The organism is Mesorhizobium denitrificans (assembly GCF_003403035.1).
Taxonomy (GTDB): Bacteria; Pseudomonadota; Alphaproteobacteria; order Rhizobiales; family Rhizobiaceae; genus Mesorhizobium_G; species Mesorhizobium_G denitrificans.
Map to the genome: position 1 here is coordinate 105,205 of NZ_QURN01000008.1, position 24,244 is coordinate 129,448.

Annotated in this window: 22 protein-coding genes and 1 tRNA gene; 1 reads left to right on the forward strand and 22 read right to left on the reverse strand. The window is 58.3% G+C overall.

The genetic code is table 11. From position 1 onward, the window contains the following. Positions 1-29: 29 nt before the first annotated feature. The 4 genes from glmS to DY251_RS12155 all read right to left on the reverse strand — a co-directional run bounded on the left by glmS (position 30) and on the right by DY251_RS12155 (position 5,257). A complete protein-coding gene (gene glmS / locus DY251_RS12130) occupies positions 30-1,853 on the reverse strand; it encodes a glutamine--fructose-6-phosphate transaminase (isomerizing) (RefSeq protein ID WP_116624170.1) in 1,824 nt (607 codons plus the stop codon). Between the two features lie 124 nt (positions 1,854-1,977). After that, complete coding sequence (gene glmU, locus DY251_RS12135; protein WP_116624171.1) at positions 1,978-3,327, reverse strand: bifunctional UDP-N-acetylglucosamine diphosphorylase/glucosamine-1-phosphate N-acetyltransferase GlmU; 1,350 nt, start codon at positions 3,325-3,327, stop codon at positions 1,978-1,980. 54 nt (positions 3,328-3,381) lie between these two features. Next, positions 3,382-4,125 (reverse strand): cytochrome c biogenesis CcdA family protein, encoded by a 744-nt coding sequence (locus DY251_RS12140; RefSeq protein WP_116624172.1) that lies wholly within the window; start codon positions 4,123-4,125, stop codon positions 3,382-3,384. Positions 4,126-4,393: 268 nt separating this feature from the next. Further along, positions 4,394-5,257 carry a LysR family transcriptional regulator gene (locus DY251_RS12155; protein WP_116624173.1) on the reverse strand — a complete coding sequence of 288 codons (864 nt, stop codon included), beginning with the start codon at positions 5,255-5,257 and terminating at the stop codon, positions 4,394-4,396. Between the two features lie 268 nt (positions 5,258-5,525). Here DY251_RS12155 and DY251_RS12160 point away from each other — a divergent pair, with 268 nt between their 5' ends. Next, the gene (locus tag DY251_RS12160) at positions 5,526-6,185 is read left to right on the forward strand and encodes an ureidoglycolate lyase (RefSeq protein WP_116624174.1); all 660 of its coding nucleotides are present in this window, start codon (positions 5,526-5,528) and stop codon (positions 6,183-6,185) included. Between the two features lie 494 nt (positions 6,186-6,679). Here the strand turns inward: DY251_RS12160 and DY251_RS12165 are convergent. The 18 genes from DY251_RS12165 to DY251_RS12250 form a co-directional block, all read right to left on the reverse strand. Beyond that, positions 6,680-6,754, reverse strand: a tRNA-Lys gene (locus tag DY251_RS12165). Between the two features lie 136 nt (positions 6,755-6,890). Further along, positions 6,891-8,384, reverse strand: coding sequence for a glycerol kinase GlpK (gene glpK / locus DY251_RS12170; RefSeq protein WP_116624175.1), 1,494 nt, complete (start codon positions 8,382-8,384; stop codon positions 6,891-6,893). An 87-nt stretch (positions 8,385-8,471) separates the two neighbouring features. Then, on the reverse strand, positions 8,472-10,196 hold the full coding sequence (locus DY251_RS12175; RefSeq protein WP_116624176.1) for an ABC transporter substrate-binding protein: 1,725 nt from the start codon (positions 10,194-10,196) through the stop codon (positions 8,472-8,474). Positions 10,197-10,268: 72 nt separating this feature from the next. Further along, positions 10,269-10,673, reverse strand: coding sequence for a DUF2160 domain-containing protein (locus DY251_RS12180; protein ID WP_116624177.1), 405 nt, complete (start codon positions 10,671-10,673; stop codon positions 10,269-10,271). Positions 10,674-10,676: 3 nt separating this feature from the next. Continuing rightward, entirely contained in the window at positions 10,677-11,495 is an 819-nt protein-coding gene (locus tag DY251_RS12185) for a carbohydrate ABC transporter permease (RefSeq protein ID WP_116624272.1), read from the reverse strand. Positions 11,496-11,589: 94 nt separating this feature from the next. Next, on the reverse strand, positions 11,590-12,453 hold the full coding sequence (locus DY251_RS12190) for a carbohydrate ABC transporter permease (RefSeq protein ID WP_116624178.1): 864 nt from the start codon (positions 12,451-12,453) through the stop codon (positions 11,590-11,592). After that, positions 12,453-13,538 carry an ABC transporter ATP-binding protein gene (locus tag DY251_RS12195; protein ID WP_116624179.1) on the reverse strand — a complete coding sequence of 362 codons (1,086 nt, stop codon included), beginning with the start codon at positions 13,536-13,538 and terminating at the stop codon, positions 12,453-12,455. Before DY251_RS12195 ends, DY251_RS12190 begins: the two co-directional genes overlap by 1 nt. A gap of 10 nt (positions 13,539-13,548) precedes the next feature. Then, positions 13,549-14,631: an ABC transporter ATP-binding protein gene (locus DY251_RS12200; RefSeq protein ID WP_116624180.1), complete on the reverse strand. Its 1,083-nt coding sequence runs from the start codon at positions 14,629-14,631 to the stop codon at positions 13,549-13,551. 24 nt (positions 14,632-14,655) lie between these two features. Next, the gene (glpD, locus tag DY251_RS12205) at positions 14,656-16,182 is read right to left on the reverse strand and encodes a glycerol-3-phosphate dehydrogenase (RefSeq protein ID WP_245415943.1); all 1,527 of its coding nucleotides are present in this window, start codon (positions 16,180-16,182) and stop codon (positions 14,656-14,658) included. 114 nt (positions 16,183-16,296) lie between these two features. Next, positions 16,297-17,064, reverse strand: coding sequence for a DeoR/GlpR family DNA-binding transcription regulator (locus tag DY251_RS12210; protein WP_116624182.1), 768 nt, complete (start codon positions 17,062-17,064; stop codon positions 16,297-16,299). A 90-nt stretch (positions 17,065-17,154) separates the two neighbouring features. After that, the gene (locus DY251_RS12215; protein WP_116624183.1) at positions 17,155-17,883 is read right to left on the reverse strand and encodes a proteasome-type protease; all 729 of its coding nucleotides are present in this window, start codon (positions 17,881-17,883) and stop codon (positions 17,155-17,157) included. Between the two features lie 31 nt (positions 17,884-17,914). Further along, positions 17,915-18,709 carry a transglutaminase family protein gene (locus tag DY251_RS12220; RefSeq protein ID WP_116624184.1) on the reverse strand — a complete coding sequence of 265 codons (795 nt, stop codon included), beginning with the start codon at positions 18,707-18,709 and terminating at the stop codon, positions 17,915-17,917. A gap of 12 nt (positions 18,710-18,721) precedes the next feature. Then, positions 18,722-19,663, reverse strand: a complete 942-nt coding sequence (locus DY251_RS12225; RefSeq protein ID WP_116624185.1) for an alpha-E domain-containing protein — start codon at positions 19,661-19,663, stop codon at positions 18,722-18,724. Positions 19,664-19,702: 39 nt separating this feature from the next. After that, positions 19,703-21,115, reverse strand: a complete 1,413-nt coding sequence (locus tag DY251_RS12230) for a circularly permuted type 2 ATP-grasp protein (RefSeq protein ID WP_245415944.1) — start codon at positions 21,113-21,115, stop codon at positions 19,703-19,705. A 158-nt stretch (positions 21,116-21,273) separates the two neighbouring features. After that, positions 21,274-21,510: an Lrp/AsnC ligand binding domain-containing protein gene (locus DY251_RS12235; RefSeq protein WP_116624186.1), complete on the reverse strand. Its 237-nt coding sequence runs from the start codon at positions 21,508-21,510 to the stop codon at positions 21,274-21,276. 75 nt (positions 21,511-21,585) lie between these two features. After that, complete coding sequence (gene tgt / locus DY251_RS12240; RefSeq protein WP_116624187.1) at positions 21,586-22,716, reverse strand: tRNA guanosine(34) transglycosylase Tgt; 1,131 nt, start codon at positions 22,714-22,716, stop codon at positions 21,586-21,588. Further along, a complete protein-coding gene (gene queA / locus DY251_RS12245) occupies positions 22,706-23,788 on the reverse strand; it encodes a tRNA preQ1(34) S-adenosylmethionine ribosyltransferase-isomerase QueA (protein ID WP_116624188.1) in 1,083 nt (360 codons plus the stop codon). The genes tgt and queA overlap by 11 nt, the downstream gene beginning before the upstream one ends. Beyond that, positions 23,788-24,240, reverse strand: a complete 453-nt coding sequence (locus DY251_RS12250) for a DMT family transporter (protein ID WP_116624189.1) — start codon at positions 24,238-24,240, stop codon at positions 23,788-23,790. The genes queA and DY251_RS12250 overlap by 1 nt, the downstream gene beginning before the upstream one ends. Positions 24,241-24,244 lie beyond the last annotated feature (4 nt).

Genomic DNA, 24,244 nt, shown 5'->3' on the forward strand with positions numbered 1-24,244 from the left:
CGCACCTCCATTGCTATCCGGTCGGCAGGCTACTCGACCGTCACAGACTTTGCGAGGTTTCTCGGCTGATCCACATCCGTCCCCATAAACACCGCCGTATAGTAGGCGAGCATCTGGATCGGCAACGCGTAAAGAATTGGCGCGGCAATTTCAGGCACCTGCGGCAGCACAATCGTATCCATCGTGTCGATGGTCGATTTCTCCGCGCCCTTTTCGTCGGTGATCAGAATGATCTTGCCGCCACGCGCAGCCACTTCCTGCATGTTGGAAACGGTCTTTTCGAAAATCCGGTCATGCGGCGCAATCACTATGACCGGCATGTTCTCATCGATCAGCGCAATCGGTCCATGCTTCAATTCGCCTGCCGCATAGCCCTCTGCATGGATATACGAAATTTCCTTGAGCTTTAGCGCGCCTTCCAGCGCCAGCGGATAATTCGTGTCGCGCCCGAGATAGAGCACATGCTTGTAGTGCGCGAGTTCGCGCGCCACCTTTTCGATCTGCCGGTCAAGCCGCAGCACCTGATTTGCAAGGCGCGGCGCCTCGGCCAGATCTTTCACCAGCTTGCGCTCTTCTTCTTCGGTCACCGTTCCGCGCGCCGCAGCCGCGTGGATTGCAAGCGCCGCCATCACTGAAAGCTGGCAGGTAAACGCCTTCGTGGAGGCCACACCGATTTCCGGCCCTGCGAGCGTTGGCAGTGTAACATCGGACTCGCGCGCAATGGTCGAGCCGCGCACATTCACAACCGCGCCAATCGGCACGCCCTCGCCCTTGCAATATCGCAGCGAGGCCAGCGTGTCCGCCGTCTCACCAGACTGCGAAATGAACAGCGCCGCGCTTTTCTTTGAGAGCGGCATTTCGCGATAGCGGAACTCCGATGCAATATCGATATCGACCGGCAGCCGCGCATAGCGCTCAAACCAGTATTTGCCGATCAGACCGGAGAGATAGGCAGTGCCGCAGGCGGAAATCGCGATACGGTCCAGCTTTGCGAAATCGAAAGGCAGTTCCAGCGGCTTGGTGCGCCCGGTCGTAAAGTCCACATAATGTGCCAGCGTGTGCGAAATCACTTCCGGCTGCTCGTGGATTTCCTTTTCCATGAAATGCCGATGGTTGCCCTTGTCAACCATATAGCTCGTGCCAACAGAGCGTTGGCGCTGGCGCTGAACAGGCTTGCCGTCCATGTCGAAAATCTCGACCTTATCGCGCCGCACGACTGCCCAATCGCCGTCTTCAAGATAGGTGATCGAATTGGTGAACGGCGCCAGCGCAATGGCATCCGAGCCGAGGAACATTTCGCCCTCGCCATGCCCAACCGCGAGCGGGGGCCCGTTGCGCGCGCCAACAATCAGGTCCTCGTCGTTCTGGAACATAATCGCGAGCGCAAACGCGCCTTCCAGCCGCTTGAGAGCATTATGCGCCGCTTCAACCGGTGGCAGGCCCTTTGCCAATTCGCGGCTCACCAGATGCGCCACGACTTCCGTATCCGTCTGCGATGTGAACGCGTAGCCGTCTTTCTTCAGTTCGTCGCGCAGTTCGGCAAAATTCTCGATAATGCCGTTGTGGACGATAGCCACGCCGTTTGAAAAATGCGGATGCGCATTCGTCTCATTGGGAATGCCATGCGTCGCCCAGCGCGTGTGACCAATGCCTATTGTGCCGCCCAGCGGTTCCGCGCCCAGGCGCTTCTCCAGATTGACCAGCTTGCCTTCCGCACGGCGACGGCCAAGCGCGCCCGCATCAATCGTTGCCACACCGGCGGAGTCATAGCCCCGATATTCCAGCCGCTTCAACGCATCCACGATCAGCGGTGCGACCGGCGTCTGACCAACGATAGCTACAATTCCACACATAAAGTTTGCCTCAGATATGGCGATAATTCCGGGCGACTATCTACGAAGCGCCGGGATTGCTGAAAAATCAATTTGCATGACGCTTCATGTCAGTACGCCAATTCGACGTAGACGGATGACGCTTCTACTTCTTTGCGGCGCGTGAAAAGCGTTCGCGCAGTTCGCGTCCCTTCCCCGGCAGGTTCTTCTGCCGCGCGCGACCAAAGGCGAGCGCGTCCGGCTCCACATCTTCTGTCAGCACACTGCCAGACGCCACATAAGCGCCGTCGCCAATCGTAATCGGCGCAACCAGCGATGAGTTGGAGCCGATGAACGCGCCCTTGCCGATATTTGTCACGAACTTGGAGAAGCCGTCATAATTGCAGGTGATCGTCCCTGCCCCGATATTCGCGCCCTCGCCGATACGCGCATCGCCGATATAGGTCAGGTGGTTCACCTTCGCGCCTGTTTCGACAACTGCCTTCTTGATCTCGACGAAATTGCCGACCTTCGCCTTTTCGTGCAGTTCCGCGCCCGGACGCAGCCGCGCATACGGCCCGACATCGGACCCAGAGGCCACCGTCGCGCCTTCAAGATGCGAAAACGCATGGATCGTCACGTTTGAAGCAATCTTCACGCCAGGTCCGAAAAACACATTCGGTTCCACCAGCGTATCCGCGCCGATTTCCGTATCCGCCGAGAAATGAACACTTGTCGGGTCGATCAAGGTCACACCCGAAAGCATCACTGCGCGGCGTTTGCGCTGCTGCCAGATGGCTTCTGCCTCGGCAAGTTCTACGCGACTGTTCACACCCAAGGCGCTTTCGAAGCTGGCTTCAGTCGCAGCCACCTTGAGGCCAGCCGCATTCGCCAGTTCGACAATATCCGTCAGGTAGAACTCGCCCTTGGCATTCTTGTTGTCGATCTTGTCCAGCAACGCCAACGCGTGTTTTCCGGCGATCGCCATCAGCCCGCCATTGCAGAAATTAATCGCGCGCTCCGCTTCCGTGCATTCCTTGTCTTCGCGGATTGCCACCAGTGCGCCGTTCTTTTCGATCAACCGGCCATACCCCGCCGGGTTTGGTGTTCGAAAGCCAACCACGACGACCGCATTACCGTCAGCGAGCTTTTCGCGCGCGGCTTTCAGCACACCCGATTCGATCAGCGGGGTGTCGCCAAACATCACCAGCAGATCATCGTAGCCGCGGGCAATCGCCTCGCGAGCCGCTAGAACGGCGTGCGCCGTGCCCAGGCGCTCGGTCTGTACATAGGTCTTCGCGTTCTGCGCAAATCCCGCAATCGCCTTGGTGACCGTCTCGGCGCCATGCCCAACGACATAGGCGAAATCGCCAGCACCGGCCTCTTGCGCCGCGTGCGTCACATGCGCCAGCATCGGTAGCCCGGCAACCTTGTGCAGCACCTTCGGCAAGGCGCTCTTCATGCGCGTGCCCTCGCCCGCGGCGAGAATAATGGACAGGCAGCTTCGCTCAGTCATTGAGAATCCACATCGAAATCATGGGCGCTCATAGCATTCGCGCCACCTAATAATCTATCCGAGCTTTTGCAGCGCCGGAAATGTCTCCAAAATCCAGTATGCGGACGCCTGCATTCCACCCGTCAAAAACAGCACGCCCGCAATCACGAGCAGACCGCCGATTGCCTTTTCCACGCGTCCGAGATGCACTCGAAAGCGCGATAGAAAGCGCATGAAGGCACCGGAGAACAGAGCCGCAATGAGGAAAGGTATACCTAGACCCAGTGAATAAACTGCCAACAGCAGCGCTCCGTCTGCCACCGTGCCCCTGCCGCCTGCCAGCGTCAGGATCGGTCCGAGTACTGGCCCGATGCATGGCGTCCAGCCAAACGCGAACGCCAGTCCCATCAGATAGGCTCCGACCACCGTTGCAGGTCTGGCATTTGATTGAAACCGCGCCTCGCGCGACAATAGCGGTATGCGCAGTATGCCGAGAAAATTCAGCCCCATCAGGATGATGACGATGCCTGCTGCGATTGCCAGCGGTTCCTGCCATGCGCGCAAAAACTGACCAATCGTGGTCGCGCCAGCACCCAACGCGACGAACACAGTCGTGAAGCCCAGCACGAAAGCCAGCGATGCGCCGAGCAGCGCCGCGCGCTTGGTGCTCACGACTTGCGTGCCGTCGCCTCGAAAATCTTCAACCGAAACGCCAGCCATGTAGCAGAGATATGGTGGCACCAATGGCAGCACACAGGGCGACAAAAACGAAAGTGCGCCCGCACCAAGTGCAGTGGCATAGCCTATGTCGATGGCCATCTGTTACCAAACACCTCTGGATTGTGGTGAGCCGGGAGGGAATCGAACCCTCGGCCACATGATTAAAAGTAAAGGGTCGCCCCTAACCGCGCCGTTCATTACACAACACCGCGTTACACAATTCTCTTTGCATTGTCTAAGGCTTGTTAGGGCCTGAAAGCTCTTGCTAAGAGCCACCAGAGCTTTGGCCAGTCCAAGCATCCAGGTGACATGGGCGTCATGGCCGCAGGCATGCGTAACGTCAATCTCTGAACCGTCGGCCTTGTAGCTACCCCGATAGGGCGTCAAAAACCACATTCACCAGGCGGTGCGGCAAGTCGTGTTCGGCCCAGGTGAGCCAGTTGCCGGAACGCATTGTTATCGATGGCTCGTCGAGGCGTACCAGGCGGCCTGTGGCGAAATCGTCCTCGAGCAGGCCCAGCGAACCGAGCATGATACCTTGCCCACGGAGCGCGGCCTCTCGAACCTGCAGGAAGCTGTCAAAGCGTATCTCCGATGCCCGCGGCGGCAGCTTGCCAGTTTCCATGGACCATTCGAGCCAACCCTGCCGCGGGCCGGCAAGACCGATTGCCGGCGCTTCCCGCCAGTCAGGCCATTCCGCAAGCAGAGACGGTGCCGCGACGGGCGCAAGAATTTCGGGAAACAGCAGCCGACTTTCGCGACCAGACCAAACGCCATCGCCAAACCGTACATCAAAATCCGCATGCGCGGTGACATAGTCCGGCTCACGATAAACCGTCACAAATTTGATCGTCGTGCGCGGAACGCTCCGCCGGAGCCGCTCCAGTCTTGGCACGATCCAAAGCAGAATGGCAGAGCCCGCTGCGGCAATCGTAATGCGGCGTCGGTCCGCGCCGAAGACGTCCGTTGTTGCGCGTGCTAGGGCCGAGAGCGATGCCTGCACGTGAGGCAGATAGGCCTCGCCCGCCAATGTAAGGGTTACTCCGCGCGGCAGTCGCTCGAAGAGCTTCGTGCCCAACTGCGATTCCAGAAGTCGAATTCTCTGGCTCACCGCCGCCTGTGTGAGGTTCAACTCCGCGGCAGCAGCCGTGAAATTGGCAAGGCGTGCCGCGGCCTCGAACACACGCAGCCACTCGAGTGGCGGAAGCTTGCTGAAGTCAAAAACAGCCATAACCGAAACGATGCCATCCCCTCAAAAATACATTATGTCAATTATGGGAAATCTCTGCCAATCATTTGTTTCGACACCGTCAGGTTTCGTCATGCCCGATTGCACCTCTATCTGGATGCGCTAAGCGCGCATTGCGTCTGGAGCGAAGTTCTCGATGAATATTGCGAGATTTTCGAAACCCGGATCACACCATTCCATCTCTCGCGGTCAGCCTCCGCCTGCACTCGGCGGATCGGTTTGTCACGCCCATTACTGAAAGGAAAACCTCATGCAACCTGCCCCGGTCTACAAATTTGACCCCTCGGAAAAGCCATCGCTGCCCGTCGTCGAGGCACCGGTCATCGTCGCGACCAACGAAACGCTGAAAGGCTACGGCTGCCTGGTCGAGGATCCTGACAATTTCGATATCGAAATTGTTCGCTGGCCGGTCCAGGGCTGGCGGCCGATCGATGCCGGTACCGGCGATGAAGGTGGATACGTCGAAGGGGAGTTCCGCTGCGAATGGAAAGGCGATGTGCTCTACGGCGTCAACGAGGCCGTTAACGGCGACTACGTGCTTGGCTGGACCGCCGATCCGCAGCAGGCATCGACAACCGAGCAGACCCGCCCGCGCGATCGTGTTCTCCTTTGGCACATGAACTATCACCCGGATGGCGGTCAGTTCTTCTTCCCGATCGAAAAGAAGCCGTTCATCGTACCTGCTGCCCTTCCGGGTGATGATCTTAAGCCCGAGAACATCGTCGTCTTTTGGTCCGATGGTTCGAAAGGCATCTACATCCACCCGGGCATCTGGCACGAAGGCGTGTTTCCCGTCACTGACAGCCAGAGCTTCCGTGATCGCCAGGGCCGCGTTCATGCCCGTGTCAGCTGCGATTTCGGCCAGGAATTCGGCGTCTACGTTGCTGCGCCGCTGAACCCAAAAGCCTGAAACGCAGCTAGCAATCTGATCCGCGTCGCGACCTGAACGGTCGCGGCGGAAGGCGACGCGATGGAGAAACTTACGACGAATGCACGGCATCCATTCGAGTCGAGCTGCCGTGGTCTCCTGAAAGGAGTCGCCGCAGCTGGTATTGCCTGTCATCAAGACATTATGCTCCGCTGAATGCTTCAATTAGCGGAGTGTCGGCCTCACTGATTGCTTGATGCTATCCAGCGCGCTTGCGGTGTTGCGTGCGCCGGTATTCATTTCTCGTTGTTCGACAATGGCAGCAGCTTTGCCAAGACTCCAGCTCATCTCTGACCTTTCGGCGCGGCCAGTTCTTAGCGGGGTTCCGACCCGATATCGGCCAGACCGGCCGATTTGCCATCGCCGTACACGCGGCCAACGTCCATAAAGCGCGGAGCCGATCCTCAGCGCTATTCTTGGCCGAAAACTCCGCCCCAAAAGCGTCTCTGAAAAATGCTTTATGCGTTTGATTTCTTTGGTGAGCCGGGAGGGAATCGAACCCTCGGCCACATGATTAAAAGTCACGTGCTCTACCGCTGAGCTACCGGCCCCAAAAGTGGGCGGAACATAGGGACAGCCGTCTCCACGGTCAACCGGAAAATCCCACTCTCCCGCACCTTTCGCAAAGAGCGGAAATCACTATTCAATTATCCTTATAAGCAATTCAAATCGCTGAGTTTTTCCATTCTACGCGGATAGCGTCCGGCGCACCGCATCGTGCCAGCCCTTAATTTTCGCGCGGCGAATCTTCTCATCCATCAGAGGCTCGAACCGCCTGTCCAGCGCCCAGCGCTTGCTGAAATCCCGCGCCTTTGGCCACACACCGGCCTTGGAACCTGCCAGCCATGCAGCACCGAGCGCCGTCGTTTCCAGCACTGTCGGACGATCCACCGGCGCGTCGAGAATGTCCGCAAGGCATTGCATCGTCCAGTCGGATGCGACCATGCCGCCGTCCACGCGCAGCACGGTCTTGCGCCCACCATGGCCCCTCCAATCCTTCTTCATCGCGTCGAGAAGATCGCGCGTCTGGAAGGCGACCGACTCGAGTGCCGCCTTGGCAAACTCCGCCGGACCGGAATTGCGCGTCAGCCCGAAAATTGCGCCCCGCGCGTCCGCGTCCCAGTGCGGCGCACCAAGCCCGACAAAGGCCGGAACCAGATATACATTCTGCGACGGGTCTGCCTGTGCCGCCAGTTCTCCGCTTTTCGCAGCATGGCTGATCATTTTCGCGCCGTCGCGCAGCCATTGCACGGCAGCGCCCGCGATAAAGATCGAGCCTTCCAACGCGTAGGTTGTCTTGCCGCCAAGGCGATACGCAATCGTCGTCAGCAGGCGATTCTTCGAGCGCACCATATCCGCGCCGGTATTGAGAATCGCGAAGCAGCCGGTGCCATAGGTCGATTTCATCATGCCCGGCTCAAAACACGCCTGCCCTATCGTCGCCGCCTGCTGATCCCCGGCAACACCGAGAATCGGAATCTCGCTACCGAAAAGCGACTTCTCTGTTTTTCCGAAATCCGCAGCGCAGTCTTTCACCTGCGCGAGCAACCCCGCTGGAACCCGCAACAGTTTCAGCAGTTCGTCGTCCCATTTGTTCTCTGCAATATTGAATAGAAGCGTGCGCGATGCATTGGTCGCATCCGTCGCGTGAACCTTGCCGCCGGTCAGCCGCCAGATCAAAAATGTATCGATAGTCCCGGCCAGCAATTCGCCTGCTTCGGCGCGTTTGCGCGCACCCTTCACATTGTCGAGTATCCACGCGATCTTTGTGCCCGAAAAATATGGGTCGAGCAGCAAGCCAGTCTTGCGCGTAAAGGTCGGTTCTTTACCGGCCTTTTTGAGTTTCTGGCACAGCGGCGCTGTGCGTCGGTCCTGCCACACAATCGCGTTGTGGATCGCCTTGCCCGTCACCTTGTCCCAGATCACCACGGTTTCGCGCTGATTGGTGATGCCGATTGCGGCGATATCCTGGGCCGTCAGACCGGCCTTCTTGATCGCCGCTTTGCATGTCGCGACCACAGTTGCCCAAATCTCTTCCGGGTCGTGCTCCACCCAGCCCGATGCCGGATAGTGCTGGGTAAATTCCTGCTGGCCAGTGGCTGCAATCTTCATGTCGCCGTCGAAAACGATGGCGCGGGACGACGTCGTGCCCTGATCTATGGCAAGAATGTTTGATGTCATGAAATCAGACTTTCCCTGAAACCGGCGGGCGGATGAGGGTAGAAATAGCAGAAGGGGCGGCGTTGCGCCGCCCCTTCATTGGCCGAATTACTTCTGCCAGCTCTTGACCAGTTCGTCATAGTTGACGGTAACCGGCTTTTCTTTCTCGTTCTCGATCTTCAACTGCGGAGCGAGGTTGCCCTTGGAAACGGCGTCCTTGTTCCAGTATTCAAGATCATGCTCTTCGGCCAGCTTCGGACCGACGTCGCCCTGAACACCTGCGCGTTCGAGACGCTCAAGCACCTTCTCCTGCTCGGCGCACAGCGAGTCCATTGCTTCCTGCGCGGTCTTTGCGCCGGAGGATGCATCGCCAATCGCCTGCCACCAAAGCTGTGCCAGCTTCGGATAGTCAGGAACGTTGGTGCCCGTCGGCGACCACTGCAGACGCGCCGGTGAGCGGTAGAACTCGATCAGACCGCCGAGCTTCGGCGCACGATCCGTGAACGACTTGTGGTCCAGCGTCGACTGGCGGATGAAGGTCAGGCCAACATGACTCTTCTTCACATCCACCGTCTTGGAGGTCACAAACTGCGCATAGAGCCAGGCGGCCTTGGCGCGGTCGTCGGGGGTCGACTTCAGCAGCGTCCAGGAACCAGCGTCCTGATAGCCGAGCTTCATGCCGTCCTTCCAGTAGACGCCATGCGGCGATGGTGCAAAGCGCCATTTCGGCGTGCCGTCCGCATTCACGATCGGCAGGCCGTCCTTCACGAAGTCAGCCGTGAAGGCTGTGTAGGTGAAGATCTGCTGTGCGACTTCACCCTGTGACGGAACCGGGCCAGCTTCGGAGAAGGTCATGCCTTGTGCGGCTGCCGGAGCATATTTCTTCAGCCACTCGAGATATTTCTCGATGGAGTAGACAGATGCCGGGCCATTGGTGTCGCCGCCGCGTGCAACGCAGGAGCCGACCGGGCGGTCATGGTCGTCGACCTTGATGCCCCATTCGTCAACCGGCTTGCCGTTTGGAATGCCCTTGTCGCCATTGCCAGCCATCGAGAGCCAGGCGTCGGTGAAACGCCAGCCGAGCGAGGGGTCCTTTTTGCCATAGTCCATATGGCCGAACACCTTCTTGCCGTCGACTTCTCGACCGGTGAAGAATTCGGCAATGTCCTCATAGGCCGACCAGTTGACCGGCACGCCGAGGTCATAGCCATACTTGGCTTTGAAGTCGGCCTTGTTCTTCTCGTCGTTGAACCAGTCGTAGCGGAACCAGTAGAGGTTCGCGAACTGCTGGTCAGGCAGCTGATACATCTTGCCATCCGGCGCGGTCGTGAACGACTTGCCGATGAAGTCATTGACGTCGAGGTTCGGATTGGTGACGTCCTTGCCTTCATTCGCCATCCAGTCGGTCAGCGAGCGTGCCTTCTGGTAGCGCCAGTGGGTGCCGATCAGGTCGGAGTCGTTGACATAGGCGTCATAGACGTTTTCGCCCGACTGCATCTGTGTCTGCAGCTTTTCGATGACGTCGCCTTCGCCGATCAGATCATGGGTGACCTTGATGCCGGTAATCGCGGTGAAGGCCGGAGCCAGCACCTTGGATTCATAATCATGCGTGGTGATGGTTTCGGAGACGACCTTGATGTCCATGCCCGCAAATGGCTTTGCCGCATCGACAAACCACTGCATTTCCGCTTCCTGTCCCGCCCGGTCGAGCGACGACATGTCTCCAATTTCCTTGTCAAGAAAGGCCTTCGCCTCGTCCATGCCGGCGAATGCATTTCCCCCGCCAAGCAAGAGAGCGAGAACGCTCGTGGATGCCAGAATATGCCGTCTCATATTGTCCTCCCTTAGGATCCTCAGTTTTCGGCGGCGCCGCGGGCTTGCGGCGATGCCGGTACTAATCGCGCTCTACACGAACCGAAATACGCCGATGGCGTACACGACCGAGAGAGCGAGAGCCCACCATAGGTTGGGTCCCACCAGACCCAGCCAGGCAAGATTGATGAATGCGCTGCCGAGCAACGACAGGAACAGCCGGTCGCCGCGCGTTGTTTCAAAGCGCAAAATACCTACGCGCGGATCGCCTCCCGGCGACAAATATTCCCACACCGCCATCAGGGTCAGCAGCACGAAAATAACCAGAAAGAAGAGCGCAGTCGGGAAGGTCCAGGCCATCCAGCCGCCCGGAACCAGCGGCGCGAACCAGTCCTTCGCGCCGTCTTTCAATGGCACCTTCATGACCAGCGCCACCGCGCCAAGCGCTTCCAGCCCCAGTATTCCACCCAGCAGATAAGGCACGCGTGACGTTGCCATTGCTTAGACCCTCCCCAGGGCAAAGCCCTTGGCGATGTAGTTGCGTACGAACCAAATCACGAGCGCGCCGGGGATGATCGTCAGCACACCTGCTGCCGCCAGCACGCCCCAGTCGAGGCCGGAGGCCGAAACCGTCCGCGTCATGATTGCGGAAATCGGCTTGGCGGCAGTTGTTGTCAGCGTGCGCGCCAGCAGCAGTTCCACCCATGAAAACATGAAGCAGAAGAACGCTGCCACACCGATGCCGCTCGCAATCAACGGCATGAATATCTTCACGAAGAAACGTGGGAACGAATAGCCGTCAATGTATGCCGTCTCGTCGATTTCCTTCGGCACGCCCGACATGAAGCCTTCGAGAATCCACACCGCCAGCGGCACGTTGAACAGGCAGTGTGCGAGCGCCACCGCAATGTGCGTGTCGATCAATCCGAAGGCCGAATAGAGCTGGAAAAACGGCAGCGCAAACACCGCCGGCGGAGCCATGCGATTAGTCAGCAGCCAGAAGAACAGGTGCTTGTCGCCAAGGAACCGATAGCGCGAGAATGCATATGCTGCCGGCAGAGCCACGGCGACTGAAATCACCATGTTCATAACAACATATATGATCGAGTTAATGTAGCCCGAATACCAGGATGGATCGCTGAATATCACCGCGTAGTTCTTCAGCGTCGGATTGACCGGAAAGAATGTGATCGGCCCGATGATCTCCTGATTGGTCTTGAAGCTCATATTCACGAGCCAATAGATCGGCAGCATCAGGAAGATGATGTAGAGCGTTGGAACGAGCCACCAGAACCGAGATTCGTCCCCGCGCCGCCGCATCTTGCGTTCAAGCGCTGCGTCCTGCGCACTAACTGCCGTTGCTCCGCTGCCTTGAGCCGCGCGCAATGTGGTGTTGTTTGCCTCTGCCATCTTACTATTCCGCGTCATAGTTGGTCATGACGGTGTAGAACACCCATGACAGCAGGAGGATAATCAGGAAGTAGATGATCGACATCGCCGCCGCCGGTCCAAGGTCGAACTGGCCGATCGCCATCTTCACCAGATCGATGGAAAGGAACGTCGTCGAATTGCCCGGTCCGCCGCCCGTTACAACGAACGGTTCGGTGTAAATCATGAATGAGTCCATGAAGCGCAGCAGCACCGCAATCAGCAGCACGCGATTCATCTTCGGAAGCTGAATGTAGCGGAACACAGCCCAGCGCGAGGCGCCGTCGATCTTCGCCGCCTGATAATAGGCGTCCGGGATCGACACCAGGCCCGCATAGCACAGCAGCACGACAAGGCTCGTCCAGTGCCAGACGTCCATGATGACGACTGTAGCCCACGCATCGATTGGGTCGTTCACATAGTTGTAGTCCAGCCCGAACGCGTTCAGCCCATAGCCGAGCAAACCGATGTCGATGCGCCCGAACACCTGCCAGATCGTGCCAACCACGTTCCACGGAATGAGCAGCGGCAGCGCCATCAGCACCAGACAAACCGGCACGCCCCAGCCGGATTTCGGCATGTTGAGCGCGATGAAAATGCCCAGCGGAATTTCGATTGCCAGAATGATGCCGGAGAAGGCGAGGTTGCGCCAAAACGCTTCCCAGAACCGGGCAGACGTCAACATCTCCTGAAACCACTCACTGCCCGCCCAGAAGAATTCATTATTCCCGAACGTGTCCTGAACCGAATAGTTCACGACGGTCATGAGCGGGATCACAGCGGAAAACGCCACCAGCACAAGCACCGGCAGCACCATGAACCAGGCGCGATTGTTCCACGTTTTTTCCATCACGCCCTCCTGCCTGTTTCGGCAACGTTCACACGCCAGGAATTTGCATAGAGATTGATGCCGGCCGGATCGAACCGCACATGCGGATTGGCCGGCAATTCCTCATCTTCGGTGAGAATGGCGGCAATCTCCTTGCCCTCGATGGCGGCGCGCACAACCTTGTGCCGGCCGATGTCCTCGACCTTGCGAATTTGAACCGGAATGCCCTCCGAACCGACGCGCACATATTCAGGGCGAATGCCAAGCTCGACCTGCCCCTGCCCGTCTGCCGCGGGCGCGCCCGGCAATTCTATGATCTGACCGCCCAGTTTCGCGCGCGTGCCTTCCACCGTCACCGGCAGTACATTCATGCCTGGCGACCCAATGAAATAGCCAACGAAAGTATGGCTCGGCTTCTCGAACAACTCCGCAGGCGTGCCTATCTGCACGATCTGCCCGTCATACATCACCACAACGCGATCAGCGAAAGTCAACGCTTCCGTCTGGTCGTGTGTCACATACACCATCGTGTACCCAAACTGGCGGTGAAGCTGCTTTAGCTGCGAACGCAGCACCCACTTCATATGCGGATCGATCACCGTCAGCGGTTCGTCAAACAGGATCGCATTCACGTCCGAGCGCACCAGTCCACGGCCGAGCGAAATCTTCTGCTTCTGGTCGGCGGTCAGGCCGCGTGCGCGACGCTTCGCCCAGCTTTCCAGATCGATCATCTTGATGATTTCGCGCACCTTGCGGTCGACTTCCGACTCCGGCACACCGCGATTGCGCAGCGGAAACGCCAGATTGTCGTACACTGTCATCGTGTCGTAGATCACCGGGAACTGGAACACCTGCGCGATGTTGCGCTCCTGCGTCGACAGGTTCGTAACGTCCCTGCCATTAAACAACAGCTTGCCGTGCGAGGGGTGCAGCAGTCCTGAAATAATGTTCAGCAGCGTGGTCTTGCCGCAACCTGAAGGTCCGAGCAGTGCATACGCACCGCCGTCTTCAAAGGTGTGATGCACTTCCTTCAGCGCGAAGTCTTCCGGCTTCGTCGCATTGGGCGAGTAGGCGTGCCGTATATGATCGAGGTCTATGCGTGCCATCGTTCGCTCCTCACGCCGCCTTGCGGGGCTTTGCGCCCACCGCATTGCCGTGGCCGTCGAACACCATGATGTGCCGTGGATCGATATACACATCGACCATCTCATCCGGCTCGAAGCTCAACACGCCATGCGCCAGCATGACCCAACGCGCATCGGCAAAAGACAGATGCACAAAGCTTTCCGAGCCGGTGATTTCCGTCACCAGCACCTTGGCCTTTACGGACACCGCTTGCTTGTGTGGCTTATGAAGCGACAAATGGTGCGGCTGGAATGCGATGGTGTAGTTGGCGTCCGGGATGCCTGCGAGTTCCTGCGGAACCGGCAATCTCACACCACCCTCAAGCACGAAATCGGTGCCTTCCTTATCCAGCGCAATCATATTGAGCGGCGGGTCGGCAAACGTCCGCGCTGTAGTCAGATTCAGCGGCTTGCGGAATACCGAAATCGTCGGGCCGAACTGCGTGATCCGCCCTTCGCTCAAGGTCGCCGTATTGCCGCCAAGCAGCAGCGCTTCATGCGGCTCGGTCGTCGCGTAGACGAAAATCGCGCCTGTCTCGGAGAAAATCTTCGGCAGCTCCGCGCGCAGTTCTTCGCGCAGTTTATAGTCCAGATTTGCCAGCGGCTCATCCAGCAGCACCAGCCTTGCATTTTTGACAATCGCGCGCGCCAGCGCCGTGCGCTGCTGCTGTCCGCCCGAGAGGTTAAGCGGCGTGCGGTTGAGGTAAGGCGTAAGCTTCAACAGCTCCGCGGCGCGGTGCACCTCGCGATCGATCTTGGCTTTGTCCTCACCCGCCACGCGCAGCGGCGATGCGATGTTTTCATAAACCGTCATCGCGGGATAGTTGATGAACTGCTGATAGACCATCGCGACATTGCGGTCCTGCACGCGCACGCCGGTCACGTCCTTGCCGTCGAACCAGACGCTGCCGCTCGTCGGACGATCCAGCCCCGCCATCAACCGCATCAGGCTGGTCTTGCCTGAAAGCGTGGGCCCAAGCAGCACGTTCAGCGAACCATGCTCAAGCTGAAGCGAAACGTCGCGGATATGATCCACGCCCCCGACAGCCTTTGTTACGTTCCTCAGTTCCAGCATAATGCTACCGGCTCCTCCTGCCGTTTACTCCGCCGCGATCACTCCCCGGTCGAGCCCGTCCATAAATTTGGCGAGCCCGTCCGCTTCGTCCTTTGTCAAGCGAAGCCCCTGCTTCGTTCTGCGCCAGAGCACGTCCTCCGCCGTCACCGCCCATTCCTGGTCGACGAGATAGCGAACTTCCACTTCATAAAGATCCGCGCCGAAGCAGCGCCCAAGATCCTTTACAGAGCGCGCTGCGCCCAGCAGCTTGCGCGCCCGCGTTCCGTACAATCTCACCAGGCGCCGCGCATGTTTCTCATCCAGAAACGGAAAATCGACCCTCAGCGAGCCGACCTCGGACGCGAAACCGTGAACGCCGAACTCACCACCCGGCAGGGTGGAATTCGCCGTCCACGGCGCTCCGCGCGCACCGATCAAGCCTTCGATCTTTACCAGCATCGACTCGGCCAACCGGCGGTATGTTGTAATCTTGCCGCCGAAACTGTTGATCAGCGGCGCCATGCCTCCGCTTTGATCCGCTGAAAGCACGTAATCGCGCGTAGCTTCCTGCGCTTTCGATGCGCCATCATCATAGAGCGGGCGCACGGCTGAATAGGTCCAGACAATCTCTTCGCGCCGCACGGGTTGCGCGAAATATTCGCTCGCCGCATCGCAAAGGTAGTCGATTTCCTGATCGCTGATCGTAACCTTTCCGAGGTCGCCTTTGTAATCGCGGTCGGTGGTTCCAATCAGTGTGAAATCATTTTCGTATGGAATGGCGAAAATGATCCGGCCATCCTTGTTCTGGAAGAAATAGGCGCGTGGGTCGTCGAATTTCTTCGGCACGACGATATGGCTGCCTTGCACCAGTCGCACATGATGCGCGCCCTTCTGGCCAAGCGCTTCCGTCAGCACATGATCGACCCACGGTCCCGCTGCGTTCACCAGCAGCCGTGCCGTCACAGTTTCCTTTGCGCCCGAGCGCATATCCTCAACCGTGATCGTCCAGTCTTTTTCGCCGCGCCGCGCTTCAATGACCTTCGTGCGCGTTCTGATCGTCGCTCCACGATCTGCCGCGTCACGCGCATTGAGCGAAACCAGGCGCGAGTCTATCACCCAGCCATCCGAATATTCGAACGCCTTCGTAAACATCGGCTTGAGCGGCTTGCTTGCCGCATCTGTGCGCATGTTCAGCGTCTTGGTCGCGGGCAAAAGCTTACGCCCGCCTAGATGATCATAGAGAAACAGCCCTAATCGCAGCATCCATGCCGGGCGCGGACCGCCTTCAAAGTACGGCAGCACAAACCGCATCGGCCAGATGATGTGCGGCGCCATCTTCCACAGGATCTCGCGCTCCATCAGCGCTTCGCGCACCAGCCGAAATTCGTAATGCTCCAGATAGCGCAAGCCACCGTGAATGAGCTTGGTTGAACCCGATGAAGTGCCGCTCGCAAGATCGTTCATCTCGGCGAGAAAGACAGAATAGCCGCGCCCTGCTGCATCGCGTGCGATGCCGCAGCCGTTGATACCACCACCAATGACAAAAATGTCGTATTGGGCTGGCGCCGCCACATTGTCCTCCCTCGACATCGCGCGCAAAGGTTCCGCCGTCTCGAAACCAATTATGAATTAATTCGAAAACAGAACGCATGTCAAACGAAAATTGAAAATATTGTGCGTTCGCACTTATTCGCGCGAAGTTTCAATCAGTCGCACATCACTGTCCGCGCATATCTTATGGATCACAGACAGGTCGCAGTGATCGGTAATGAAAGTATTGACCTGCGATAGATGAGCGATTCTCACTGGTGCAGTGCGCTCGAATTTCGTTGCATCGCAAACAAGAATGACGTGCCGCGCATTTGCGATAATGGCCTGCGCCACTTTCACCTCGCGGAAATCGAAATCCAGCAGTGCGCCGTCATGGTCTATGGCCGATGCGCCGATCACCGCATAGTCCACCTTGAACTGCTTTATGAAATCGACCGCCGCCTCGCCCACAACGCCGCCATCCGAACCGCGAACCACACCGCCCGCGATCACCACCTCGATTGACGGATAGACACGCATCCTATTGGCAACATTGATGTTATTGGTGATAACCATCAGCCCGTTATGGTCCAGCAGCGCGCGACTAACTTCCTCCGTCGTCGTCCCGATATTGATGAACAGCGAGGCCCCGTCAGGTATGAAACGCGCTGCAGCCTTACCGATTTTTTCCTTCTCCTCGGCCGCAATCATGCGCCGGGATTCATATTCGACATTTTCGATGCCGGATGGAAACAACGCGCCGCCGTGTATTCGGCGCAAAACGCGGTGTTCGCAAAGGTCGTTCAGGTCTTTGCGAATGGTCTGCGGCGTAACGTCAAAATGTGTAGCCAGATCGTCAACCAGCACGCGTCCGTGGTCTTTCGCCATCTGGACGATCTCGGCATGTCTGGGCGAAAGAAACATCGCCGCCTCCCCTGTTTTCGTTTTTTCTCTATCTAGATCAAAACGAAAGTCTTGAGAAGGCCGAATTTGGAAAACGAAAGTTTTCTACGGCTATTGAAAATCCGGCAGGCTTTTGAATGCCTGCTTCAGTGCAGTGGACCAGCCATCCGACACCACGCGATAATATGGGTCGTCATAGCTGATGCGCCGCTTTAGCCCGACCTGCAGGCTTCCCGCTTCATAGAACAACAGATCCAGCGGCAGGCCGACGGAGAGGTTTGCCTTGGCAGTCGAGTCAAATGAAACCAGCAGTAGCTTCGCCGCCTCTTCAAATGACATCTGGCGGTCATAGGCACGCACGATAATCGGGCGGCCATATTTCGTCTCGCCGATCTGGAAAAATGGGGTGTCGTCAGTGGATTCGATGAAATTCCCCTCGGGATAAATCATGAAAAGACGCGGCTCGCTGCCTTTGATCTGCCCGCCAAGAATAAACGACGCGTTGAAATAGGAATCCGCCCGCTGCCCCGCGGGAACCGAGCTTTGTATCACTTCGCGAACGGTGTTCCCCACCAGCCGTGCGGTCTGAAACATCGATGGCGCTTCATACAAAGTCGGCGAGCGGTCGGCCACGGCCTTGGTGCGCTCGTCCAACAGGCTCACCACGGCCTGTGTTGTCGCGAGATTGCCTGCCGACATCAGAACGATCACGCGGTCGCCCGGCTGTTCCCATACATGCATTTTGCGAAATGTGGAGATGTTGTCGACGCCCGCATTTGTGCGCGTGTCCGATAAAAACACCAGTCCAGAGTCCACTCGCACGGCAACGCAATAAGTCATGAATTCACATCATTCCCTCAAGTTTCGGCGATTACTGTTCCACAGTGATGCGAACAGCTAGCCTTTCGTCGGCAACGCCGAGACGAATGCCCGATACCGGCATGGCATCACGATAATCGCGCCCAACGGCAATTCTCACATAGCGCTCGTCCGTTGAGATTCCGTTGGCAGCATCGAATGTGACCCAGCCCAGCCCGTCGACATTGGCTTCGGCCCAGGCGTGGCTCGCCACTTGTTCCACCTGATCGTCCATCATCAGATAGCCGCTCACGTAGCGCGCCGGATAACCCATCAATCGCGCCGCCGCGATAAATACATGCGCGTGGTCCTGACAAACGCCGCTGCCTTGCGCGAGCGCCTGTTCCGCCGTCGTCTCCGGTCCCGTCGCGCCGATATTATACGCCACCTGCTGGGAAATCGTCTGCATCAACTCATGCAGTCGGTCGATCTCACCCGCGGCTTTGATCGACTTAATAAGCTTGCGCACACCCGGCCCGGCGGCCGTCAAATCGGTTTCCGTTTCAAACAACCACAGCGGCGCCAGCGAGTTGTCGCGGCCATAGATGCCCGATTTGTCATGCGTCTCGACAGTTCCTTCCGCCACAATGCTGATGACATGAGGCGCGCCATGCGCACTCACCAGTCGCGTTTCGTTGTCGAACTGGTCCTTGAACCGCACTTCGTTGCGCGCGCCCTCCACCTCCACAGCCCATGAAATCACTTTCTGCGTCGGCCCGGTTCGCGGAACGAGCCGCAACCGCTGCAAAGCATAGTTCACGGGTGAATCGTAGCTGTATTCGGTGCGGTGCGAAATTTTCAGCAGCATTGCGCGTCGGCCTCAGTAAAACCGATAGTCTTCAGCTACCTCGTTGCCGAGCTTGTTGTTGTCACTGATAAACTCGCCCAGGAATTCGTGCAAACCGGCGTCGAAAATATCTTTGATCGTTCCGGCGCGCAGGCGATTCAGTGTCCTTTCGGCAGTGTCGTGGCAGGCGTGGCGCTCGCCATAGTCGCGAGCCAGAAACCCAAGATGTTCGTCGATCATGCGATAGCAGAAGGCCAGCGAGCGCGGCATACGACCGTTGATAATCAGGTAGTCCGCGATGTTCGTGGGGCGATAATCGGCCTCATAGACCCAGCGATATGAACGGTGCGCCGATACCGAGCGCAGGATCGACTCCCATTGATAATTGTCGAGCGACGATCCCACCCATGAAATGGAGGGCAGCAGCACGTAGTACTTCACGTCGAGAATGCGCGCTGTGTTGTCTGCTCGCTCCACATAGGTGCCAACCTGCGCGAAATCGAAAATTTCATTGCGCAGCATGGTTCCGTAAAAGCAGCCACGGATCAGCGCCGTCTCGCGCTTGATGGTGTCAAGCACGCGAGGCAAATCACGCTCATCCACTTTGCGCGCGAGCAGCTTTTTCAGCACCATCCAACCGTCATTGATGGCTTCCCACGTCTCGCGCGTCAGTGCCGTGCGAACCATGCGCGCATTCACCCTGCCCGCTTCGATCGCGGAAAGCACGCTTGATGGATGGTCTGTGTCGCGCAGCAGAAAATCGGCAATCGTGTTGGCGTTGAACTCAGAGTGCTTCTGCCGAAAGCCGTCTTCCGCGCCTGCGCTCATCACCACAGAGGTCCACTCGTCCGCTGCGTTGGTTGTGCGTGTCAGCGCCATGCGCAAGCCCGCGTCGAGCAGGCGCGCCATGTTTTCCGCGCGCTCGATATAGCGGCTCATCCAGTAGATGCCGTTGGCGGTGCGTCCAAGCAGCATCAGAAACCCCTTCTGCGCAAGATCAATTTCACGCCCAGTTTAGTCATCGAGCACCCACGTATCTTTCGTGCCGCCGCCTTGCGAAGAATTGACGACAAGCGAGCCTTCCTTCAGCGCCACGCGCGTCAGGCCACCCGGCACAATCTGGATTCTGTCCGAAACCAGAACGAATGGCCGTAGATCGACATGGCGCGGCGCCAGCCCCTTTTCCGTCAGGATCGGACACGTTGAGAGCGAAAGCGTCGGTTGCGCGATATAATTATGCGGCTTGGCTTTCAGCTTTGCAGCGAATGCCTCGCACTCCTTCTGCGAAGCCGCAGGACCGACCAGCATTCCGTAGCCGCCGGAACCATGCACCTCTTTCACCACCAGTTCTTCAAGATGCTCAAGAACATATTTCAGGCTGTCTTCTTCGGAGCATCGCCACGTCGGGATATTGCCCAGAATTGCCTTGCGGCCTGTATAGAATTCCACGATTTCCGGCATGTAGGAGTAAATCGCCTTGTCATCGGAAATACCGGTGCCGGGTGCGTTGGCAATCGTGATGTTGCCAGCCCTGTAGACGTCCATAATTCCGGGAACGCCCAGCGCCGAGTCCGGTCTGAACGTCAACGGGTCCAGATAAGCGTCGTCAACGCGCCGATAGAGCACGTCGATTTGCTTGTAGCCTTCGGTCGTGCGCATCGCGACATGCCCATCGACCACGCGCAAATCTGATCCTTCAACCAGTTCCACGCCCATTTGATCTGCGAGAAACGCGTGTTCAAAATAGGCCGAGTTGAAACTGCCGGGCGTCAGCACAGCGATCGTCGGGCGATCCGGCGCGCTTTGCGGCTTCGTCGCCGCCAGCGAGCGGCGCAGCAGTTGCGGGTAGTTTTCAACCGGGCGCACTTTGATTTGCTGAAACAGCTCCGGGAAAAGCTGCATCATCGTCTCGCGGTTTTCCAGCATGTAGGAAACACCGGAAGGCGTTCGCGCATTGTCCTCCAGCACGAAGAAATCATTCTCGCCGGTGCGCACAATGTCCACCCCGATAATGTGCGTATAAACGCCGGCGGGTGGGCGAACACCGACCATCTCCGGCAAGAACGCCTCATTGCCCGCAATCAGCGAGCGCGGCACGCGTCCCGATTTCAGAATTTCCTGGCGGTGATAAATGTCGTCAAGAAAGGCATTCAGCGCTTGCACGCGCTGCTCGATGCCTTGTGTCAGCCGTCGCCATTCTGAACCGGAGAGAATGCGCGGCACGATGTCGAACGGAATGAGGCGTTCCGCCGCCTCTTCCTGCCCATAAACCGCGAAGGTAATTCCCGTCTTGCGGAACACACTTTCCGCATCAGACATTTTCGTAGTCAAGCGGGCGGGATCTTGCTCCTGAAACCACCGGTCATAGCCGGCATAAGCATTTCGAACCCCGGTATTCCCGGAGAGCATCTCGTCAAATGCGACCACTCAGCGTCTCCCCTGCTGCAAGACATAACAAATGTCCCCGAAAACATTTGCAAGCGCAAAAAAGCAGCAGGCGGCTCTTAGCCGGCACTTTGCCTAATTGAATGGCAAAAGGATTGAAAAATGGGCGAATGCCGCCCCAAAACTAAGCGTTTAGGACTCTAAAAAGCGCGGAACGTCACAGTTGTGAACGTCTCGACTATACCGTCGATAATCTGAATGCGCTCATTCACGAAATGTCCGATGTCGACATCGTCATCGACATAAAACTTCGCCATCAGGTCGTACTGACCCGCGGTCGAATAGATTTCCGAGGCAATTTCAGCTTCAGCAAGCTCGCTCGCCACATCATAGGCTTTGCCCAGGGCGCATTTGAACTGCACGAAAAACGTCTTCATTGTCTACCTGCCAGATTCCAGTCTGCTTTTCGCATCCGCTCGATTCGGATTCAACCCACTGAACGAACGCACCACTCAGAGGGCGGGCAGATCGCCCCGCGCCCAGTCTTCCGTTATTTCGCCTGCTCGACTTTCGAACCGGCCACCTTCAATCGCCTCGCGAATGTCGCGCATCAGGCTCTGATAGTAAGCGAGATTGTTCCACGTCAGCAGCATCGCGCCCAGCGCCTCCCCCGACTTCACCAGATGGTGCAAATAGGCTCGGCTATAATCACGCGTCGCCGGGCAGTTGCTTTCCTCGTCCAGCGGGCGCGGGTCATCCGCATGGCGCGCATTGCGCAGGTTCACCTTGCCGCGCCGCGTGAACGCCAGCCCATGCCGCCCTGCCCGCGTCGGCATAACGCAATCGAACATATCGATGCCGCGCGCGACCGATTTCAGAATATCGTCCGGCGTGCCGACACCCATCAGGTAGCGCGGCTTGTTCTCCGGCAATGCCGGGCACGTGACCTCCAGCATGTCCAGCATCACGTTCTGCGGCTCACCGACCGCAAGCCCGCCCACTGCATAGCCCTTCAAATCCAGCGCCGAAAGCGCTTGCGCCGATTTCAGCCGCAACGGCGGACTGTCCCCGCCTTGCACGATCCCGAACATCGCTTTGCCTGGCTGGTCCCCAAACGCCACCTTGCAGCGCTCCGCCCAACGCAGCGAAAGCTCCATCGCGCGCTCGATTTCCTTCGGCTTCGCCGGCAGCGCCACACACTCGTCGAGTTGCATCTGAATATCGGAATCCAGCAGCCCCTGAATTTCAATCGAGCGCTCCGGCGACATCTCATAGGCCGCGCCGTCAATGTGCGAGCGGAACGTTACGCCCTGCTCCGTCACCTTGCGCAGCTGCGAAAGCGACATGACCTGAAACCCGCCCGAATCCGTCAGGATCGGATAGGGCCAGCGCGCAAATTCATGCAGACCGCCAAGCCGCGCCACGCGCTCGGCTCCCGGCCGCAACATCAGGTGATAGGTGTTGCCCAGAATGATATCCGAGCCAAGCTCACGCACCTGGTCCAGATACATGGCTTTGACCGTACCGCCCGTTCCCACCGGCATGAATGCAGGCGTCTGGATCGTGCCGCGCGGCATGGAAATCTCACCGCGCCGCGCCGCGCCATCCTTACCCATCAGGCGAAACGAAAATTCAGTGCTCATCGGGTTCCCTGAAAAGCAGGCTGCCGTCGCCATAGGAATAAAAGCGATAGCCATTTGCGATGGCATATTCATACGCGGTGCGCATGCGCTCCATTCCGGAAAACGCGCTCACCAGCATGAACAGAGTAGAGCGTGGCAGATGGAAATTGGTAATCAGCGCATCCGCTGTCTTGAACCGGTATCCCGGCGTAATGAAAATATCCGTCGCACCCGCCCATTCCGCCATCGAGCCGTCAGCCTGCACCGCACTTTCCAGCAACCTTAGCGACGTCGTGCCCACCGCCACAATGCGCCGCCCTTCCGCCTTCGCGGCATTGATCTGTGCCGCAACCTGCGCCGACACCCTGCCCGTTTCCGAATGCATATGGTGGTCGCTCGTGTCGTCAGCCTTGACCGGCAGAAACGTGCCCGCCCCGACATGCAAGGTCACGAAACACCGCTTTATACCCCGCGCGTCGAGCCTGTCGAAAAGCTCCGGCGTGAAGTGCAACCCAGCCGTAGGGGCCGCAACCGCGCCCTCCTCATCGGCGTAAATGGTCTGGTAGTCCATCCGGTCGCGATCATCATCCGGGCGGCGCGCCGCAATATAAGGCGGCAGCGGAATGTGCCCCACCGCGTGCAGCGCCTCATCCAGCGAAGCGCCCGAAAGGTCGAAGTTGAGCAAAACTTCACCGCTGTCGCGCTTTTCGGCAACCGTCGCGTCCAACGTTCCCATGAAGCAGACATTGCTGTCATGTCCGAACTGAACACGATCTCCTACCGTCAATCGCTTCGCGGGGCGAGCAAACGCCAGCCAGCTATCGGGCGACATGCGCATATGCAGCGTTGCATCGATATGCGCTACCGCCTCATCGCGATGGCGCAAACCCTTCAACTGTGCCGGAATCACCTTTGTGTCGTTGAACACCAGCACATCGCCCGGCGCGAGCAGATCCGGCAGGTCGCGAAACACAGCATCCTGCGGCGGCTGACCCGGACGGGAAACCAGCAACCGCGCCGCATCGCGCGGTTCCGAGGGCCGCAATGCAATGCGGTCCTCCGGCAAATCGAAATCGAAGAGGTCGACGCGCATTATGCGAAGCGGATCAACAGCGCTCCGGCCAGAAGCAGGAAAGCGCCGGCAATCCGGCCCATTGTGATTTCACGCACGGCAAGGCCAAACGCGCCGAACCGGTCAACCAGAAGTCCGGCCACGAGTTGGCCGGTGACGAGAAATGCCATAAGCGAAGCCGCCCCGAGCCGCGGCGCGAGCAATATGTTGCACGTCACAAATGAGGCGCCCAAAAATCCGCCCAGCACGAACATCCAGAGCGACGGCGCGCGCCAATTGAGCGGCGGGGCGTTCTGCGTCGAGACCATCAACAAAGTGATCAGGCCGAGCACGACGGCGCCGACGAGGAAAGATATGCCGGCGGCAGCCACCGGCATTCCCAGATTGCGCGACAATTCAGCGTTGACGGGCGCCTGTATCGCCAGGAACCCGCCTACCACAATGCCGAGCAATGGCCAGAATACGCCCCCCATGACC

Coding starts and splice junctions, on each gene's coding strand:
- DY251_RS12175 (WP_116624176.1), bottom strand. CDS start 10,196: ATGAGACGGCATATTCTGGCATCCACGAGCGTTCTCGCTCTCTTGCTT.
- DY251_RS12210 (WP_116624182.1), bottom strand. CDS start 17,064: ATGTTTCTTTCGCCCAGACATGCCGAGATCGTCCAGATGGCGAAAGAC.
- glpK (WP_116624175.1), bottom strand. CDS start 8,384: ATGACATCAAACATTCTTGCCATAGATCAGGGCACGACGTCGTCCCGC.
- DY251_RS12200 (WP_116624180.1), bottom strand. CDS start 14,631: ATGCTGGAACTGAGGAACGTAACAAAGGCTGTCGGGGGCGTGGATCAT.
- DY251_RS12140 (WP_116624172.1), bottom strand. CDS start 4,125: ATGGCCATCGACATAGGCTATGCCACTGCACTTGGTGCGGGCGCACTT.
- DY251_RS12195 (WP_116624179.1), bottom strand. CDS start 13,538: ATGGCACGCATAGACCTCGATCATATACGGCACGCCTACTCGCCCAAT.
- DY251_RS12225 (WP_116624185.1), bottom strand. CDS start 19,663: ATGCTGCTTGGACGCACCGCCAACGGCATCTACTGGATGAGCCGCTAT.
- DY251_RS12215 (WP_116624183.1), bottom strand. CDS start 17,883: ATGACTTATTGCGTTGCCGTGCGAGTGGACTCTGGACTGGTGTTTTTA.
- glmS (WP_116624170.1), bottom strand. CDS start 1,853: ATGTGTGGAATTGTAGCTATCGTTGGTCAGACGCCGGTCGCACCGCTG.
- tgt (WP_116624187.1), bottom strand. CDS start 22,716: ATGAGCACTGAATTTTCGTTTCGCCTGATGGGTAAGGATGGCGCGGCG.
- DY251_RS12155 (WP_116624173.1), bottom strand. CDS start 5,257: ATGGCTGTTTTTGACTTCAGCAAGCTTCCGCCACTCGAGTGGCTGCGT.
- glmU (WP_116624171.1), bottom strand. CDS start 3,327: ATGACTGAGCGAAGCTGCCTGTCCATTATTCTCGCCGCGGGCGAGGGC.
- queA (WP_116624188.1), bottom strand. CDS start 23,788: ATGCGCGTCGACCTCTTCGATTTCGATTTGCCGGAGGACCGCATTGCA.
- DY251_RS12235 (WP_116624186.1), bottom strand. CDS start 21,510: ATGAAGACGTTTTTCGTGCAGTTCAAATGCGCCCTGGGCAAAGCCTAT.
- DY251_RS12190 (WP_116624178.1), bottom strand. CDS start 12,453: ATGGAAAAAACGTGGAACAATCGCGCCTGGTTCATGGTGCTGCCGGTG.
- DY251_RS12180 (WP_116624177.1), bottom strand. CDS start 10,673: ATGGCAACGTCACGCGTGCCTTATCTGCTGGGTGGAATACTGGGGCTG.
- DY251_RS12220 (WP_116624184.1), bottom strand. CDS start 18,709: ATGCTGCTGAAAATTTCGCACCGCACCGAATACAGCTACGATTCACCC.
- DY251_RS12160 (WP_116624174.1), top strand. CDS start 5,526: ATGCAACCTGCCCCGGTCTACAAATTTGACCCCTCGGAAAAGCCATCG.
- DY251_RS12185 (WP_116624272.1), bottom strand. CDS start 11,495: ATGCGGCGGCGCGGGGACGAATCTCGGTTCTGGTGGCTCGTTCCAACG.
- DY251_RS12250 (WP_116624189.1), bottom strand. CDS start 24,240: ATGGGGGGCGTATTCTGGCCATTGCTCGGCATTGTGGTAGGCGGGTTC.